Source organism: Tamlana sp. s12, assembly GCF_016767215.1.
Lineage (GTDB): Bacteria > Bacteroidota > Bacteroidia > Flavobacteriales > Flavobacteriaceae > Pseudotamlana > Pseudotamlana agarivorans.
The window spans coordinates 2901011-2918950 of the sequence record NZ_CP068547.1 but is presented as its reverse complement, the minus strand read 5'-3'; the positions used below and the strand labels follow the sequence as shown (position 1 = coordinate 2918950).

Below are 17940 nucleotides of genomic sequence, written 5' to 3'. Positions count from 1 at the left end.
ACCACTTGAGGTATTTTAAAATAATTGTAAAAAAAAAAGATCGGTTTACACATCTAGTAAACCGACCTTTTTAATAGTGTTTAAGCTTAATTATTGCTTAACGATTTTAATAGCAGTGTTTAATGCTGCAATACGTAAAATATAGATTCCTGAAGGTAAATTAGATACAAAACCAAGTGTTGTTTTTCCACTTGACAATACCATGGTTTCATTGTAAACCGAAGTTCCTAAAATGTCTATAATTTGTACATTAGAGCTTACAGGTGCTTGTAAATTTAATTGTAAGTTCAGGTAGTCGTTAAACGGTACAGGGAATACTTTTACAGTATTTGCACTAGCATTGGTTTCAAGATCGCTTAAGGTTGGACCTTGATTTCCAGGGGAACCAACAGCAGCTTCATTAGCATCGTTAACCGCTGTTGCTACAGGTTTGTACATCCCATCTCCAATGACACTAAAGGCACCTTTTTCAACATCATAAGATTGTCCTGGTGCTGTAGCAGTATCTGGGAAAGCTTGTGCATCAACAATATTTCCTACGGTAGTTGGGTTACCAATCCATAAGGTTACGGTATCACCACCACCACCTAAACCAGCGCCAGCGTAAGTTCCTATCTGCACATCGGTAAGGTTATAGTAAGTACCCCAAACGGCTATAAATTCATCGGCATTGGCATCATCAATAGCGATTACCGATTCGCCTGGTTGGATAGAAGTGATTCCACTAATTAAAACTGCTGCATTAGGGTCTTGTGAATCATCGTCAAAATATAAACCACCAGAAGCAGGTATCCATGCTATAGGGCCGTTGTTTGTGATTTCAAACCAGTCTGCCGTTAAATTGCTTCCTTGGTCGTTACCAGCCCAGATTTCGGTAATATTTAAAATAGGGCCAACAAGTTTATTATTGCTAACAGGCGTATTTAATGCTTCACCTTCGGTTGGTGTTCCTGTAAACCCTGAAAATCCTTCACCATTAAAATCATTTCTAATCCAGTCGTTAGGGCTATCTGTATCTGTACCATTAGGCATACGAGAGGCTCCACCATAGGTCGTTGAACCGCCATCAAAATTAGGAACTAAAGACACCACATAAGCGAAGTCATTTAATCCTCCATCAATAACACCAATACCATCAACAATCGTACTCCAGTAAACGGTATCGATAGCACCATCATCAGCGGTATCAATATCATTTCCAACAGATCCGGTGTAGTTTTCAACAAGTAAAAGCGAGATGCTTCCATTTCCAATCACATCGGTAAGGAAACCTGTGCTCCAGAAACCATTTTCGTCTGTTGTTCCTAAGTTATGAGACGATGTGATGTTACCCGTACTACCTTCATCAGCTTGAACAACGACAACGGTATATGCTGAGTAATCGGTAAATGGTGCGCCAAATATTTCAATGAATTCATTGGTGTTATTTCCAGCATGATTAGCCACAAATTCATTAATTACTGGTGTTTGAATGATTGGTTGTGCTACAGGACCTAAAGTCACGATATCGGTTCTGAATTTTTTCCATTGCACACGTTGGTCTTTATTTTCGTTACCATCGTTGTAAATTACAGTGGCTCCAAGATCAACTAATAATTTAATCGTATCTGTATCACCATCGGTGCCTAAAAAAGTGCTGTTTGGTAAATCTGCAATACCTTCAAAAGACCCGTTGGTATGAAGCGCTGTTAAATCGGCACTACGCATTTCAGGAGTATCGGTAGCAAGACCTGTCCAAGTGTATAATTTAAAATCATTTTGAATATTAAAAGGCCCGCCAATTAAAACACAACCACCATCGTTACACTCCATACTTCTTAAAGATCTTCCGTTAAGGTCTAAAAATATAGGCGTTCCAAAAGTAGCAGAACCAGCAGCCATACCTGGTAAACTTGTAAAGTTTGTTACCGGGATTACAGTGGCGTTGTTTTCAGAAGTCGAACTTCTTAAGCCTAAGTAAGCTGTAGTGGTGCTGTTTGGTGCTAAAGCTAACGCTTCAATTTCTATAACTTGACTTAATCCGAAGTAATTAGCACCTAAACCATGATCATTATTGGTATCCCAAGCCACTAAATCGTCGTGTAGGCTATTGTATTTATCGCCGTAAGTTAGGGTTGAATTAGCTCCTGAACCAGAAACTTCGGTAGTAAAGATTACCGATCTATCAGCCTCGGCAGTAGAACCTGTCCAGTAAATCGTATTGTTTAAACGGAATGAACCTTCAATATCCACTTCTTCGGTAGACCCTAAATCGGCGTTAAAATCGATAGATTTCACAGGTAAACCTGATTGGTTTCCGTTATATAATCGGATGGTTTGATCTTCATCATCGCCAATCCAGATGTAATCATCTTCAACAGTAATTCCTGTTGATCCATCGGAAGCACCCGTATAAAAATGACTTGTTGTTGGTGACACAGAAGCTTCAGAAGCCGCATAATTAATGGTGTAAGTGGCTGTGTTTAAATCGGTGTCTTGAACAGTTACCGTGATGGTTGTAAAACCTAGCGCGATAGGGGTGATTTTTAATAATCGGTTAGCATCGGTACCAGTTAACACTAAGTTGGCGTTAGGTACAACAGATTCGTCGCTACTAGCAACCGATACTTGTAAATCGGCAACAGGAGTTTCAACATCTGAAACAAGGAATGGAATCCCGTAGATGCTTGCTGGATCGGTAGGATCGTGAACCACACCACTAGCAGAACCTATATTTTGTTCTGGTAAATCTAAAAAGTTAGATAGGTTAGCAGTATCAACAGTAATAGTTAATGTTGGTGTTGTATATGCTAAAGGCCCTTGGTTTCCAGGAGAAGCGATAGCGGCTTGGCCTTCGTCGTTTAGCTTTGTGTTGGTTGCACCAGCTTGAGAAGCATTACCAACTGTGCTGTAGGTAGCAAATTCAACGTCGTATGATTGTCCGCCAAAACCATTAGTATCTGGATACGTTGCATAATCAATCATGTTTGCAGTTACTAATGGATCACCTAAGAAAAGGGTAACACCATCACCTCCTTTACCAAGACCAGAACCAGCACAATAGCCTACTTGGATACCCGTCATATCATAATCTAAAGTCCAAAGTGTTTTAAAATCGTTGGCTTCGGTAGCGTCTCCTAAAATCACAATAACACGTTCGCCAGGTTGGATTGCAGTAATACCTTCAATGATATCGGCACTTGCAGGATCTTGTGAATCGTCGTCATAGTACAGGGCACCATCAGTACTGGCAGCCCATGCCGTTAAACCGTTGTTTTTAATTTCAAACCAGTCTGCAGTTAAATTATCGCCAGGATCGTTTCCAGGCCAGATTTCGGTTACCATTAAATCGAAACCAGCAGCTAAAGGTCCTTGGTTACCAGGCGATCCGATAGCGGCTTGGCCTTCATCGTTTACCGTTTGTGCCGTAGCAGCAGCAAGGTTAGCGTTCGCAGCCGTACTAAATGCAGCTAAGGCTACGTCGTATGATTGCCCCCCATTAGCATCAGCATCAGGGTAAGCTTGAAAGTCAATAATGTTACTTGTTACTGTAGGATCTCCTAAGAATAAAGTCACACCATCACCGCCGCCGCCAAGACCAGGGCCATCGGTATAGCCGAGTTGAATACCTGTCATGTTATAATCTTGAGACCATACATGGTTAAATTCATCAATATCTGTGATTTCTCCAATAATTACAATAACATGTGCTCCAGGTTTAATTTCTGTAATCCCTTCAATGATTACTGCTTTAGTAGGGTCTTGAGAGTCGTCATCATAGTATAAATCAGCATCAACACCAGATATCCAAGCAGATGATCCCTCGTTGGTAATTTCGAACCAATCGGATGTTAAATTATTGCCAGGTTCATTACCAGGCCAGATTTCGGTTACTTTTAATGATGCTTGGGATGTCCCGATAAAGCAAGTCAGTAAAAGTGCGCTAAATAGCGTAATTTTCTTCATGTGTACATAATTTGGTTAAGGGCGCAATGTACTTTGTTAAGTTTATGAACATGAAAACTAAAGATTACAATACTGTTACCCCGAAGGCCTGAATATTAACACTGTGTTTAGTAATTAACATTAATTTAAAGTAGATGACAACGTAAATTTAATACGCAAAACTCGGATTGTAAAAAGTAGGAAAATATCCCGTTTTTTAGATTGTAAAACGATATATTTAAAGTTTTAAAATTTATAATATATGGCTACAGGGTATCAATTTGGAGAACGTGATCAATATCAAGAAGGTGTTCAAGAACTACCAACAAACAGAACATTTTTGATACATCGGTTTACTGAAAAGACACCTTTGCTTCCTGAAATTATAGAGGATTTAAAAACGCTTCAAGATGTTTTTAGTCATTTTAAACCGCAAATATCTGTGGTTTTAGAGGGATTATCTGGTGAGCAGGTAAATGAAACCATGGTTTTTAGAAATATATCTGATTTTGATGTATCGCGTATGGCCTTTAGAAGTCCTTATCTAAGAGCCATAAGCCATAAAATTAATAGCTATTTTGATGTGCTAAAAACATTACAATCTCAAGAAACTTTTAAGGCTGTTACTTATGATAAAGGTGGTCAAGAACCCTTTTTTAAAACGGTTGAACTGTGTGATGATTTAAAGGAAAGAACTAAGGACCTTTCGGAAATGGTTGCTGCTATAACTAGAAAAATGAATAAGGCCCAAAATATATATAAGCGTAGCTTAATGCAATTTGTTAACAAGGCTAAAACTTTAGAGGCTACATACAAAGGGTTGGCTTTGTTTTTTGAAAATGCGCAAAAGCGAAAGATAGGTAAAATGAGCCTTATGAATGCCGATTTACATCAACTCAAAGATTTAGATAACCCAGTGTTTATTGATGCTGTTAGGGATGAAATTAATTCGGCCTTCGATCGCTTGGATTTAAGTTCACACTATTCACTACTTGTGATTCCTGGCTATTTGGGAGGGAATAAGGTTTTGGACCGTTGGGCGAAAATGGCTTTCGATCATAAAGTATTCATGATAACAGATTATGCACATTTGGATGGCCCTGATGATGTTGTGGCCTATTTTGAAACCACCAATCATGTGCGTAATGAAACCTATTTATCTAATGTGGTTATGACCTGTAATTGGTTGGTAGGACGAGGAAAATATGATTTTATAGCTGAGGAAGACGATCTGTATTTACCTCCATCGTTGGCTTTAGCAGGGAAACTTTATAGTAACAGCTTGTCTCAAGCAAGTGCGGGAAGAAAATATGGCGCATTAAATGGGGTAGGAGGTGTATGTTTTAAGCTTATAAAGCATGATTTAGCCATTTTAGAAGGTTTGGGCTTGATTCCCATGTATTTTGAAAATGGTCAAATTATAGCTTACTCGGCAAAAACACTTTTTAACGGTAATAATTTGGGCTTACAAACTTATCCTGTAGTGCGCGTTTTTGACTATGTGAGTAAAGTGCTTATAGATTATTTTAACCGAAAAACCTTCGAGAATTTTAGCGTGCGCACCCGAAGGGAGTTTATGCGAGATATCGTGAGCTTTTTAGATAAAAATACAGGAGCCCAAAAACTCATTGAAAGTTTTAGCATCAAAAGATTAGAACAAGATATGGAATATAAAGATCGTGTGCATTTGGAACTTTACATGGAACCCTATTTTCCAGCAAAAAACTTTTTAATTCATTTAAATGGTAAAATTGGCGATTCTGGCAAGGCTACTTCTTGGGAAGCGCATTACGAGCAGAAAGGTTGATTTGATTTAAATCTATTATTAATCAAATAGTGCCTACAGCCTTGAAGAAATAAGCTGTTGAGGTCTGTTTTTAATAAGAAAAAACCTTTTACAGCTAAGCTTTAAGCTCATCTATAAAAGGTTTTTGATTATCTTGTTCTGTCTACGTTATTCTATTCTTCCGTAATTAAAATATTATCGATTTTATATGCTGTAGTTGCAGTTAATGTTGGATAGAGTATTTTTTTATAGCGAAAGCCTATTCTAAAAGAAGTTAGATTCTCGGGGATGTTAATGACAGATTCAATGGTACTAAATTCATACGCAGCGTTTTCCGTTTGCGGTACCATATTGATGTTGTTTTCAAAACTGTATATAATTTCAGTGTCAGTAACATCATCAACAATAAAGATATCTAAATTATCGCTATTTCTGTTGGTAATATTGATATCTAAAGATAGCTTTAATTGTCTGCTATTATTAATTTCTATGGGTTTTGTAATTAACCATGATTCATAGGCTTCATTTTCGCCACCTTTTCTAATTTCAGCATATACGTTGTCGTTATAGGCGTTTGCTAACCAATAAACAGGGATGTCTTGAGCGGTATTGATGTTTTTCCAGCCTTCTAAAGCTATGAGTTCTTCTTGGGTGCTAATCGATTCAAAATTTTCGGAGAATAAAATGCCTTCCTCTATACTTTGAGATGCTGTTTGGCAGCGTTCTTGGGTAAAATCGACATCATTGGTATCTCTTATAATTAATCTATTTCCGTAAAGAATACCAGTAATGCTACCGTTAAGTTCAGGAAACATGTGCTCGCTAAAGCTTGAACTCCCGCTGTTTTGTAGGCTTAGTTCCAGATGGTCGTTACAGTCTATTAAGGTTTTTATGGCCTGAAGTTGTGTTTCTCTGTTTTGGGCATTTTTACCGTAGGCGCTCCCTAATTCTTCATCAATGAGTTGAACATCATCAAGGCTTACCAGTATTGCTGGAAACGGTTCGTTAGTGCTTTCAGGATCTAAACTTTGTAAAATTTCGGCTATGGTTACCGGTTTAGGAACGATGTTTTGGGTTTGGATGGTTTTTAAAATGTAGGTTTCAATTTCTTCTTCTGGAATGGCCGAAAGGGCACCGTTGGTAAATTTTCCTATGTGATAAATATTGTTGATTTTTTGAAGTCCTAAACCTTGAAGTTTAAGTTGAATTTCATGACCAACACCAATTTGGAATTGGTTGTAAATATGCTCGGAAGCCACATGGATTACAACACCCATCGTAGGGTTTTCGGCCTGATCTTGAATAAAAATTTGTTGTGTGATGTTTTGACTTGCATCACTAGAAATCACGTATCCGCTAGTAAGAAGTTCATGAGCTTCTAAAGATGACGTTGAAAATTCTAGAATCTCACCGTCATACAGTTTTTCAATGTCGGAAAGGGAGGTTGTAGTAAAATGTCTGATGTCTATATCTTCATCTACAGTGTTTTCAGTAATCTCTTCATTTTCTTGATCATCAAGGTTTAATTTGGGAACCATAAGGTCGTCATCGCCGCAAGACACCAGAGCGATAAAAAAACTTAGTACAAGAAGTGGTTTAATTAGGTTGTTTTTCATGTTTATGTGTATTTAAAATCTATAGTAAAGGTTTAGAAAGTAAGTGGCACCGTAGCCTTTCCAGAAACGGTTGCCATATAAAGGTTTTTTGCGCGTAGCATCTTCGAGAAGCGCATCGTATTTTAATTGTCCGGGTGTTTCAAATCCAGCTACATCATAGTTCTGTCCTAAAACATTATTAATACCTGCTTTAAAACCTATGATATCCGCCTTTATCTTCCAATATTTACCGCCAAATAGATTGATGTTGAGGTAGTTGTTAAGACGGTCTTGCTGCAATAGATAGCGAGCATATTCTGGTTGGTAATTTGGAAAAACGGTACCGTTAGTGTCTCGGAAAAAATCCTCTGTTCTGTAATAGGGATTGATGTCGATATAGTGATTAGCAAAGTAATTTCCTGTGACTTCAAACCAGTATTGGTGTTTATCTCGATATTCAAATCCGATGGAATATACTTGTGAAGGCGTGTTGGAAAGGTGGTAGTTTTGAAGCGCTACCTGACCGAGATTTATGACCTCGCTTTCTGAAATGACGTAATGTAATTCTGGGTTGTTGGTGTAAACAAAATCACCTAAGGCTACTGCCGTTTTAAGCTTTAAGCCATCAAAAAATTCATAAGAAGCCCCTATTTCGAGTCCCATGTATCTTTTATCGATGTCACTCATGACTTCCTGTATGGTTGAGGAAGCTTGACCATCTATGCTGTCACCTACAAATCGTTTATTAGAAATACCCTTTGTTTGTGAGGTGAAATATCCCGTGATGGTCGCTTCAAAAGAAGTGGATTGATAGCTGTAATTTAATTCTGTTGAAAAGTTATGGGCGGCTTGAATAGGGATCAATTCTGGCGCTTGATCTAATTCGGATGCTGTGCTTACATTTTGAAAATCTCTTGGGTTATCGCTTTCAAACGGATTTAAAAAGATGTTATTAAGGGTAGGAGCCTGTCTGCCAAACAAAGCGCGTATTCCTAATTGGTGCTTCGGATTTATTTGATAATCAAATCCGCCTTTAAAACTAAAATCTAGAAAGCTATAATGTCGCCCAGCTCCGTAGGATAGATTTGGAGAACGTCCATTTTGGTATTTCCCAACTCTGTATTGGTTCGAATGATTCAGTTGTATGCCTAAAAACATTTGGAGTGGTTCGTTGGTATAACGCAATTGAACAGATCCGTTTATGGCACTACGGTTTAGGTCATATTGATACCTGAAAATGTCATTATTAGAAACCATTATGTTTGGTGTCAGTAAGTTTGACTGAGCGCTATCACCATCGCCATCCAAAGTATTCACATCGAGGTAATTTTGGGCACCTAGCAAATTATCCATTTGAGCATAATGACTGGACTCAAAATGCGAATACCCAATAGCTGTGTTTAAATCGAATTTGCTATTTAATTTTATTTCGGCGATGTTGTTGATGTCGAATTTGGCATGATCGACAACATGGTTGTATAGTGCATAAGCGGCACTGGTTAAACCACTGTTTATATTGGTGTCAAACAAATTCGTCCAATCAATTTGTCCGTTGTTTTTAAAAGCTTCTTGTGCCAGATAGGCATCCTCGTAATCTGGGTTTTGAGCGTCTGCCAGGAAATAACTTGGAAGTTTGGTGTAATAGCTGGGGTCTGGATTCTCGCCAATAGGATCGGTCATCTGACCAGAATTATCTAATTCAACCCCTTGAAAATCTATCATACTTCGGGTGCTAGAACCAAAATTGTAAGCGATATTGGTCTGAATTTTTACATAAGCACCCCAATTCAAATAATAGTTCAACATTAAAAAGGGATTCGATACCGTTTGCGTTCTGGCATTGACATCCTCTCCATTTAGTGTTCCCCAATAACTATTGTATTTATGGTTTTTAAGCTCAAAGACTTCATTAGTGTTTGCTGATCTACCACCACGATTCGTACTGTTGAAAAAACCGCTAAAATTGATGATGTTGTTACTGTTTAAACGCGTCTCAGCACTAATTAAAAAGGCGTTGGAGTCATAATCTGTACCATCGAAATATCCCGAGTCAAAGGCCGTTCGTTTGCTTGCCGATATGGCTAAGGAAAACCCTTTTGATGATATTCCTGTCGCATAAGAAGCTAGGATGCCATGACGATAACGCTGACTTGAAGATAGGTAAGCTATTTGTCCGCCCTCACGTTGTGCAGAGGCCCTAGTATTGGTGTTTAAGGTTCCTAAATTACCGTTTACCTGGTATTTTGAAAATGATAAACCGTAGTCTAGTTTGTTGTTTTCAAGGGTTTCGCTAATTCCACTAAGGGCATTCCAATCGGTCGCACCGCTCAACGGCGCATTGTAGGGCACCCCATTAATCATCACGTTACTTTCTGAGTAGTCTTGAGCACGTGCTTTAAAAAACGCGGATCCAAACTGGTAAGCTGCTGTTCTTAAAAAAGTTGCATTTGAGGCTTGATAGAAGCTTGAATTGTTGGTTAAAGTGTTATAATCCGTGTGAAGTTGATCTTCCGCAAAGGTGTTTATAATTTGATTTTGAAGCTGGAAAAGCTCACCGCCTAAAGTGATGCCGTCAACATGGGCTATTTTCCCAAGGCTCACAAAAAAAGGATAGGTTTTAGTAGTAAAATCAGCTTTGGTTATTTTGAGCATTACGGGACCCTCTGGGACATGGTGGCTTAAAATAAACCGGCCTTCATCATCGGTTGTAGTGGTTACATAAGAATCAACAATACTGACTCTGGCTCCTGGAATGGGGTGTTGGGTTTCTTTATGGGTGACTATACCTGTAATGGCAGTGCCAGTAACAGGCTTTAATTTATCGGATTTTTGTTTCGTATATAGGTTGATGTTTTCAATATGCGCATGCTGGCCTTCTTTAATTTCTATATCGAATTTTCTAGAGCGATATCCTGGCTTTTCGATAGATAGTGTGATAGTTCCCTGAGGCATATCACTTTTAAATTCAAATTCACCTAGAGCATTAGTTTCTAGGTTTACCTTGGCGTTTACTATGGTGACTAAGGCTTCGCTGATAGGTTTTTTGGTGTTGTGATCTATAATGTTACCTTTTATTGATGCTTCCTGAGACCAGCCAAAATGGCTTAGTAAAAGGGATAAAAGGACCATATTAATTCTTCTCATAAATAGGTTTATCACGCTACTTTGTGTAAGCAACGTCAGTTTTTTATTAATTAAAGGGTTATGTTAAAGTGTTGGTTCAGTTAATATTTCGCTAGGCACTTTAGGGTTGAATTCAATGTTGCCTTGGTTTAAAACGACTTCAATTTCTTGTGGGGCTTTAAAAGTTTCCGAAATAATGAGTCTAGATAGTGGGCGTTTTAATCGATTTCTGATCACTGCTTTTAATTGTCGCACGCCATAAACAGAAGAAAAGCCATTTAGGGCTAAGTATTTGCAAGTGTCATCGGAAACATGTAGTGAAAAACCTTGGTCTTCAGCCAAATTGAACAATTCCTTTTTTAAGTGTAATTTAAATATGGAAACAGCAATTTTCTCAGAAATGGGAGCAAAAGGAACTATTTCGGTAATGCGCCCTAGAAATTCTGGTCGGAAATATGGACTCATGATTTCAGTGAGTTGCGTAGGGCTTGGTAGTTGCCCTTTTTCCATGGATTTAACAATATAATCAGATCCAATGTTCGAGGTGAATAAAATCACGGCATTTGAAAATTCTCCAGTTTTACCCAAGCGGTCATGAAGTTTACCTTCGTCTAGAATCTGTAAAAAAACATCAAATACCGATGGGTGTGCTTTTTCAATTTCATCAAACAATACAATAGCATAGGGCTTTTCTCTAATTTTATTGACTAACACACCGCCTTCTTCATAACCTACGTAACCTGGAGGTGCCCCGTAGAGTAAAGCTGCCGCATGTTCTTCTTTAAATTCCGACATATCAAAACGAATGATGGCGTTTTCATCTTGAAATAAAAATTCGGCTAATGTTTTAGCGAGTTCGGTTTTCCCAGTACCTGTAGGACCTGAAAAGAAAAAGGATCCTATGGGTTGCCCAGGTTTCGATAAACCAGACCGTGACTCTATAATAGCATCCGATATGGTTTTTATAGCGTTATCTTGCCCAATTACCCGTTGTTTTAAAATAGCTTCCATATTCATAAGTCGTGCTTTTTCTTGCGTTTGCACTTTACCTATAGGAATCCCTGTAAGTATAGATGTCATGGTGGCTATGTCCTTTTCGGAAATGCTATTTACATCCTTTTGAGTATGATGTTCTAGCTTTTCTAGTAAAGCTTTGATGTACGTTAGCTTGTCTGTGACAGTTTTAGTTTTATTATAATTCTGATCGAGATATAGGTTCAATACCATGTCATGAACTTTATAGCAAATGGTATGATAAAACGCATCCAGTGTCTCTAAAACTTCTCGATTAGATTTGTTTATAGTGTTCTTTTGTAAGCTGATGAAATTTGATTTTAACGCTTCGATATCTTTACCAAGCGACTGGTTGCTCACTTTTACAGCCGACATAGTACGGTCGATTAAATCGATGGCCGTATCCGGAAGACTTTTTTCCTTCAAATACCGTTTTGCTAACTGAATGACTGTCTTTATACCATTCTCAGAAATAGTGAGTTCATGATGTTTACCATAAGTTTCAGCATGGTTTTTTAGCATATCAAATGCTGAAGCATCGTCTGGGGCTTCGATATTAAGCGTAACCATTCGACGTTCTAGAGCTTCATCAGTGGCAATTAATTTTCGATAGTTTTCTGGAGTTGTGGAAGTGATCAGTGTCATTGCTCCAGAATTTAATTCCGATTTAATAACATGTCCAAGACTTTTTCCTGTGGTTTTATCTTCCAAAAGCATATGAAAATCATCGATAAAAATGATAGGTTTCTCATAATTTTTTGCTGCCTTAAATATATCGAATAAGCGATCTTCAACCTCTCCCTTGTATGAGGACGTGGTTAATAATTTAGCGGTGTTAATTTCTAAAATGGTAGCTTTTTGTAGGCTAGTTATTGTAGATTTATCACTTATGGAAGCCGCAAAACCTTGTATTAATGTGGTTTTACCAACACCAGATTCACCTATAATGGTGACGTGTGGTTTTGATTTTCTATTTAAAATTTCAGCAATCTGTTTTATTTCACGATCACGACCAGTAAAATCATCAAAGGTCCCTTTGGAAGCCTCTAAAACTAGGTCGGTGGTATACTTTTTAATGGCGGGATTCGAAAGTACCGTCTCTAAATTAGCATGTTCTTGATGAGGTAGAGAAGAGCTCTGCTCGAATAAACTTATAAGTTGTAAATGTGTTACTGGTAAGGCTTTAAGTTGGTCGTAACTAAATCCGATATCTGGTGTGAGGCAGGCGATAAAAATGGATAGTAATTCCGAAATCTTATTATCGTCAATAGACTTTAATCGTTCGGCTTCTTCTAAAACTTTTGAAACCTGTTCATTTTCAGAAGGAAGCCAATTACTTCGATTTCTTTTTGGAAAATTTTCTAAATGTACGGTAGCCCATTCATCTATAAAATAGACATCAACATCCTTATTAAAAAGGGTTCTAAGGAGACTAAAATCTTTATTTAAAACAGCTTTGATAAGATGTGCTGAACCATAGCTTTCATGCTGATGGTCTTTCGCAATTTGTATGGCGATATGGGTTATTTTATTTAAATCTGACATATAAAATGTTGTGATTAGAAAATGAAATATGCGGATTAGATAGTAAAATCTAAGCCTAAAATGAGCCAAATGTAATATATTTTTGTAGGAATTATCATAATTGTATCTGGAAATTTGTAAATTTTTTCTTTCATTCTGAAAACGTGATAGTTAGGAAAATATTTACAAATTTTGAAATAAAATTCTTGCAAATGTAATGTGATTTTATAGCTTTGTCGTTGGCTTTTATGCCGTTACATATATTTAATCAGGTAGTATTTACCAAAAAAACAAGTTATTATGGCTTTTAAAACAAAGTTGAAAGTAGGCGGAAACGAGTACAACGTATTAAGTTGTAGCTACGCTCTTAAGCAAGAAACAGATGCAACTGGAAGACCTTCTTCTGTAACCAGAGGAGGTGAAGTAAAAGTTGTTATCGAATCTACTGGAGGAACCGAGTTATTCGAATGGCAATGTAGCAGTTTTGAACGCAAAGACGGCTCTATTGAATTTACCAAAAGAGACACTGATGCGAAACTTAAAGAAATTAAATTCGAAGAAGGTTACTTAACCTATTACCGAGAAGATTTCGATGCTACGGGAACAAACCCGTTAACTCAAACCTTTACAATTTCTGCTAAAGTACTTTCTAGCGGAGGTGGTATTCATGAAAATGAATGGCCAGTGTAGTTGTTCTAAATAGATGTTTTAAACACTCTGATGAAGGACAAAACAAAAAGGGGTGCTTATCATTTTTAAGCATGCTCTTTTTGTTCTTTTAATTAAAAATAAGCATGTAATCAAGTTGAAAATCAAATTTTTAAATATATAAGTTATGGCATCAAATAGCGTAGGATTAGGAGGGCAGGTGGTCCAAACCGATGCAGGAGAAGCATTAAATGAAATTCCTCAAAATCGAACCCTTATCGCAGGGAAATTGAGTCCGAATACACCCATAAAACCAGAAGCCGTTGAAGGGCTAAAAACAGTAGAGGCTGTCTTCCAACATTTTTCTCCAGAGTTAAATTTGGCTTACGAAGATAAAGACGGTGGTACTGTAAATGAAACCGTTCAGTTCAATAATTTGGGAGACTTTGGAGCTCAAGGATTAACGAAAAACAGCCGTTTTTTGAAAGGTTTGGAGGTTGAAAGTGAGCAATACAATAAAATAATAAAACAGCTAAAAACCAATAAAGTTCTGAAACAGGCTTTGCAAAATGAATCCTCTAAAAAAGGACTGATTGCGACTTTAGAACTGCTTATTGAAGAGTTAAATGCTGCTAAATAAATAGATAATTATGGCGCAAATAGAAAATAGTGCAGAACAAGTATTAGAAAAATCTTATGCAGAACAAGTATTAGAAAATTCTAATGCCTTGGCACAGTTTGGCGGATTTGATTTAATTGAGTCGGCTATCGATAATGTTCAAAACCTGAATCCAGAACGTAAGGCTAGAAAGAAAATTTTTCTATCTGAGAACGGTAAAAAACAAGAGCGAGAGGATCTGCTTAAAGTGTTGAATATATGGGTGGAAACTTTAAATTCTGAAGGTGATATAATTGATATCATTGAAAAAACCACTGAAAATGCTGCACGTACCAAAAATGTGTTGCAAAGAAATTTAAAGTTGGCTCTTGATGAAACCCGAGTATTGGAATCGTCATACCGTTCGGTGGCATTGTTCTATAAAAACACCGATGAATCGGCTATAAAAAACTTAAGTATTGTAAACGCCGAATTAGAGCAATTGGCAGATCTTGATAACCCAAGATTTTTTGACTATATCCGAGAGGAAATTGTATCGAACTATGACCGTTTAGATTTAAGGGATAATTATGCGTTATTGGTGCTTCCAGGATATTTGGGAAGTAAGTCTGTTGTAGACAAATGGGCTAAAATGGCTCATGAAAATAAAGTCACTTTAATAACCGATTTTGTGCATCTGGATGAGCCTGATGATGTTATTGAGCTTTTTGAAAGCGCAAATTTAGCTAGTGGTGATGCCTATTTGTCGAATGTGATTATGACTTGCAATTGGCTCGTGGGACGTGACAAGATAGCTGAATTGGGTGAGGAAGACCATCTGTTCATTCCGCCGTCTACAGCATTAGCAGGAACCATTTATAAAACCTTAATGTCGCAAGTTACAGCCGGTAAAAAACACGGTGGTTTAAGTGAAGTTGAGGCGGTAAGTTTCGATTTAAAAAAGAGTGAAATCGCTGTTTTAGAAAACCTAGGCTTGGTTCCTATGGTGAACGAATACGGTAAAGTCATGGCTTTTTCAGCAAAAACCTTATTTAATGGTGATAATATTGGATTGCAAACCTACTCTGTGGTGCGTGTGTTTGATTATATCTCGAAAGTTTTAATGGATTTTTTAAATCGTCGGGCATTTGAAAATTTCAATACTAAAACGAGAAACGAGATTTTAAAACAAATCGTTAAGTTTTTAGATAGTGTGACCGGACCAGATAAACTGATAGAGAATTTTGATATCAAACGTTTCGAGCAAGATCAAAATCAAAAAGATAAAATTCATGTCGATATTCGTTTAAAACCTTATTTCCCAGCCAAGAACTTTTTGATTTCTATGGATGGACAAAAAGGTGATGAAGGCACAGAATGGGACACCGATTACGCCGAGCAATAAAAAACAACCTCATATCTTTTAAATGATGCTTAACCTACGTCCTTTTTTTAATGACTGTTACATATTATAAACTTCCTATTCAGGCAAGGGGTTTAATGACCAATGCGAGCTCTGAAATGGTGAGTTTAGAGGAATCTATTGTAAACTATTTGCATTTGATTATGACAACCCGTTTTGGCGAATGTCAGTCAGATGCATCTTTTGGATGTGCGTTATGGGACGTTGATTTTAACAACATGGGTTCTAATCATAAACTTCGTGCTGTGATCGCAGATTCATTAACCAAGTCTTTAAAACACTACGAAAAAAGGCTATCTCAAATCGAAATAAATGTCAATATCGAACAAGATGAAATGGATGGCAGAGCTACAGTGAGCCGCGTGAAAAAAATGGTGCTAGTGCATGTGATAGGCGTAATCAATAAAACCAATGAAAATTTTACTTACAAGGCTCATTTTTATATCGCGCCCTTATCGTATTAAGTTATGAGAATGAATGCTAAAGAAGCGATTACAAATCGCATGATGAAAAAAGCGGCCCGTTTATGGAATATTCCTGTAAACGAAATCAATGAAACCATAGATCCTTTGGTCTCTTTATTGTTTTCGGCGTGTGCATCCGAGTTGGAAAAGATTTCTGTAGCTATTAATGACACACAAATAAACACGACAGAACGACTTATTCAGCTTATGGCACCTTTGTCTTCTTGTGAAGTAAGGCCAGCACATGCGATTGCTTATTGCGAATCGACGCTTCCGAAGACGATTATAACACCAAGCGATCAATTTTTTTATAAGGATAAGCAGGCAGATTCTAATTCTAATCATCATCAAAATGATGTGTTTTTTACGCCAACACAAGAGACCACGTTATTGGATGCTCGAGTGAAATATATGTTTACAGGAAATAAATTGTTTACGTTTTCAGGACGTAAATCAAAAGAACTCACACACATCATAGACCACCGAAGTGATGCAGACCGAACAACCCTGTATTTGGGTATAGAAAGTAGTAATGCTGGGTTGGATTTGGAAAATGTGTCTTTTTATATTGAATATTTAGGTGTAGATGAATCCGATCAGTTTTATCATCATTTGAAACATGCAACCTGGCGATTAGGACAACAAAAAATCGATACAGTATCAGGTTATGCTAACTCTGAAGGTTTAGATGCTATGGATTTGGACGCTATCATTAACGGACAAGACAATAGAGCAACAGCAGTTTGTGAAGAGATTAATCAGTATTATAAAAAGCACTTTGTCACCTTAAAGGGAGTAAATAATATAGAAGAATTTCCAAGGTATGAAGCGTTTAAAAGTTTAAATAGCCATGATGCCGAATACTTCGATTTTCCTAATACTTTGTGGATTGAGGTTGAATTTTCAAGCATTGTGAATTCAAAAACATTAGAGCAATTGTTTTGTGGGATAAATGCATTTCCTGTAGTGAATAGAAAAATGCATCAGTTCAGTTATCAAATGAAAAACATCATTGATATCATACCTGTTATTTCTGAAGCACCCTTTTTTGATATTAAATCCATTGAAAATACTTCTGGTCAAACATATAAAAACCAAGGAACTCAGGTTTCCGAAGCAGATAAAGGAGGTTATATTTTAAAAAATGCCCATGTTGGTAAACTCGACTCCCGCAATGCTAAGGAATATCTAAGTCATTTAATAGGGCTGATTAAAGATGAAAGCGCTGCTTTTCAGTTTTATAATCATGAGTTTTTACAGAACGATTTAAATGTTTTAAACCAAACGGTTGCTGTCATCGAAAAAAAGTTAGAGGAGGTTATTAAAGAAGGTACTCATGCCCATTATATTTATTTAAATCCGTATGAAAGCAATGAAACTATTCAGGTTACTTATTGGACTACAAATGGGGCAGAAGCGAATCATATCAAGGCTAGAAAGGCCTTAGAGGTTTATAAAGGCAAACATTTAGATACGAAAAGTTGCTATTTGATAACTCCTGTTTTTGGCGGTCGACACCAATTGAATTCAGAACAACGCTTGCAGGCATACAGACGGGCAGCTTTAACTCAAAATAAAATTGTTACCGAAGAAGATATCAAGGCGGTTTGCTATGAATTATACACAAATCAAATTGCATCGGTTGAAATAAAAAAAGGAATAACTACCAATTTGTCTGTAAACAAAGGTATGACGCCGTGTATTGAAATTACTTTATCAGCAAGTGAAAATTCGAATCTGAAACCCTATGAATGGGATTATCTAAATCATCGTTTAAAGACCATTTTAGAAAAACAGTCGACTAATGTTTTTCCCTTCCAAATAATTAATAAATCCTAAAT

10 protein-coding genes are annotated in these 17940 nt (G+C 37.1%); 6 read left to right on the top strand and 4 right to left on the bottom strand.

Going from position 1 to position 17940, the window contains the following annotated elements:
- Positions 1 to 90: 90 nt before the first annotated feature.
- Positions 91 to 3945: a T9SS type A sorting domain-containing protein gene (locus JJL45_RS12550; protein ID WP_068602309.1), complete on the bottom strand. Its 3855-nt coding sequence runs from the start codon at positions 3943 to 3945 to the stop codon at positions 91 to 93.
- Between the two features lie 241 nt (positions 3946 to 4186).
- Here JJL45_RS12550 and JJL45_RS12545 point away from each other — a divergent pair, with 241 nt between their 5' ends.
- Complete coding sequence (locus JJL45_RS12545) at positions 4187 to 5731, top strand: hypothetical protein (RefSeq protein WP_068602311.1); 1545 nt, start codon at positions 4187 to 4189, stop codon at positions 5729 to 5731.
- Positions 5732 to 5883: 152 nt separating this feature from the next.
- Here the strand turns inward: JJL45_RS12545 and JJL45_RS12540 are convergent, their stop codons facing one another.
- The 3 genes from JJL45_RS12540 to JJL45_RS12530 form a co-directional block, all read right to left on the bottom strand.
- Entirely contained in the window at positions 5884 to 7326 is a 1443-nt protein-coding gene (locus JJL45_RS12540) for a DUF5689 domain-containing protein (RefSeq protein WP_068602313.1), read from the bottom strand.
- 12 nt (positions 7327 to 7338) lie between these two features.
- Positions 7339 to 10449, bottom strand: a complete 3111-nt coding sequence (locus JJL45_RS12535) for a TonB-dependent receptor (RefSeq protein ID WP_068602315.1) — start codon at positions 10447 to 10449, stop codon at positions 7339 to 7341.
- Positions 10450 to 10512: 63 nt separating this feature from the next.
- Positions 10513 to 12987, bottom strand: coding sequence for an AAA family ATPase (locus JJL45_RS12530; RefSeq protein ID WP_068602317.1), 2475 nt, complete (start codon positions 12985 to 12987; stop codon positions 10513 to 10515).
- A gap of 279 nt (positions 12988 to 13266) precedes the next feature.
- Between JJL45_RS12530 and tssD the strand changes: the two genes are divergently transcribed.
- The 5 genes from tssD to JJL45_RS12505 all read left to right on the top strand — a co-directional run bounded on the left by tssD (position 13267) and on the right by JJL45_RS12505 (position 17938).
- A complete protein-coding gene (tssD, locus tag JJL45_RS12525) occupies positions 13267 to 13656 on the top strand; it encodes a type VI secretion system tube protein TssD (protein WP_067146305.1) in 390 nt (129 codons plus the stop codon).
- Positions 13657 to 13801: 145 nt separating this feature from the next.
- Positions 13802 to 14254: a hypothetical protein gene (locus JJL45_RS12520; RefSeq protein ID WP_068602319.1), complete on the top strand. Its 453-nt coding sequence runs from the start codon at positions 13802 to 13804 to the stop codon at positions 14252 to 14254.
- A gap of 10 nt (positions 14255 to 14264) precedes the next feature.
- The gene (locus JJL45_RS12515) at positions 14265 to 15617 is read left to right on the top strand and encodes a DUF5458 family protein (RefSeq protein ID WP_068602321.1); all 1353 of its coding nucleotides are present in this window, start codon (positions 14265 to 14267) and stop codon (positions 15615 to 15617) included.
- Between the two features lie 50 nt (positions 15618 to 15667).
- Positions 15668 to 16099 carry a GPW/gp25 family protein gene (locus JJL45_RS12510; protein ID WP_068602322.1) on the top strand — a complete coding sequence of 144 codons (432 nt, stop codon included), beginning with the start codon at positions 15668 to 15670 and terminating at the stop codon, positions 16097 to 16099.
- A 9-nt stretch (positions 16100 to 16108) separates the two neighbouring features.
- Positions 16109 to 17938: a type VI secretion system baseplate subunit TssF gene (locus JJL45_RS12505; RefSeq protein ID WP_082935860.1), complete on the top strand. Its 1830-nt coding sequence runs from the start codon at positions 16109 to 16111 to the stop codon at positions 17936 to 17938.
- Positions 17939 to 17940: the final 2 nt, after the last annotated feature.

Excerpts from the sequence above, each read along its gene's own strand:
- JJL45_RS12550 (WP_068602309.1), bottom strand. The coding sequence starts at position 3,945 with ATGAAGAAAATTACGCTATTTAGCGCACTTTTACTGACTTGCTTTATC.
- JJL45_RS12545 (WP_068602311.1), top strand. The coding sequence starts at position 4,187 with ATGGCTACAGGGTATCAATTTGGAGAACGTGATCAATATCAAGAAGGT.
- JJL45_RS12540 (WP_068602313.1), bottom strand. The coding sequence starts at position 7,326 with ATGAAAAACAACCTAATTAAACCACTTCTTGTACTAAGTTTTTTTATC.
- JJL45_RS12535 (WP_068602315.1), bottom strand. The coding sequence starts at position 10,449 with ATGAGAAGAATTAATATGGTCCTTTTATCCCTTTTACTAAGCCATTTT.
- JJL45_RS12530 (WP_068602317.1), bottom strand. The coding sequence starts at position 12,987 with ATGTCAGATTTAAATAAAATAACCCATATCGCCATACAAATTGCGAAA.
- tssD (WP_067146305.1), top strand. The coding sequence starts at position 13,267 with ATGGCTTTTAAAACAAAGTTGAAAGTAGGCGGAAACGAGTACAACGTA.
- JJL45_RS12520 (WP_068602319.1), top strand. The coding sequence starts at position 13,802 with ATGGCATCAAATAGCGTAGGATTAGGAGGGCAGGTGGTCCAAACCGAT.
- JJL45_RS12515 (WP_068602321.1), top strand. The coding sequence starts at position 14,265 with ATGGCGCAAATAGAAAATAGTGCAGAACAAGTATTAGAAAAATCTTAT.
- JJL45_RS12510 (WP_068602322.1), top strand. The coding sequence starts at position 15,668 with ATGACTGTTACATATTATAAACTTCCTATTCAGGCAAGGGGTTTAATG.
- JJL45_RS12505 (WP_082935860.1), top strand. The coding sequence starts at position 16,109 with ATGAATGCTAAAGAAGCGATTACAAATCGCATGATGAAAAAAGCGGCC.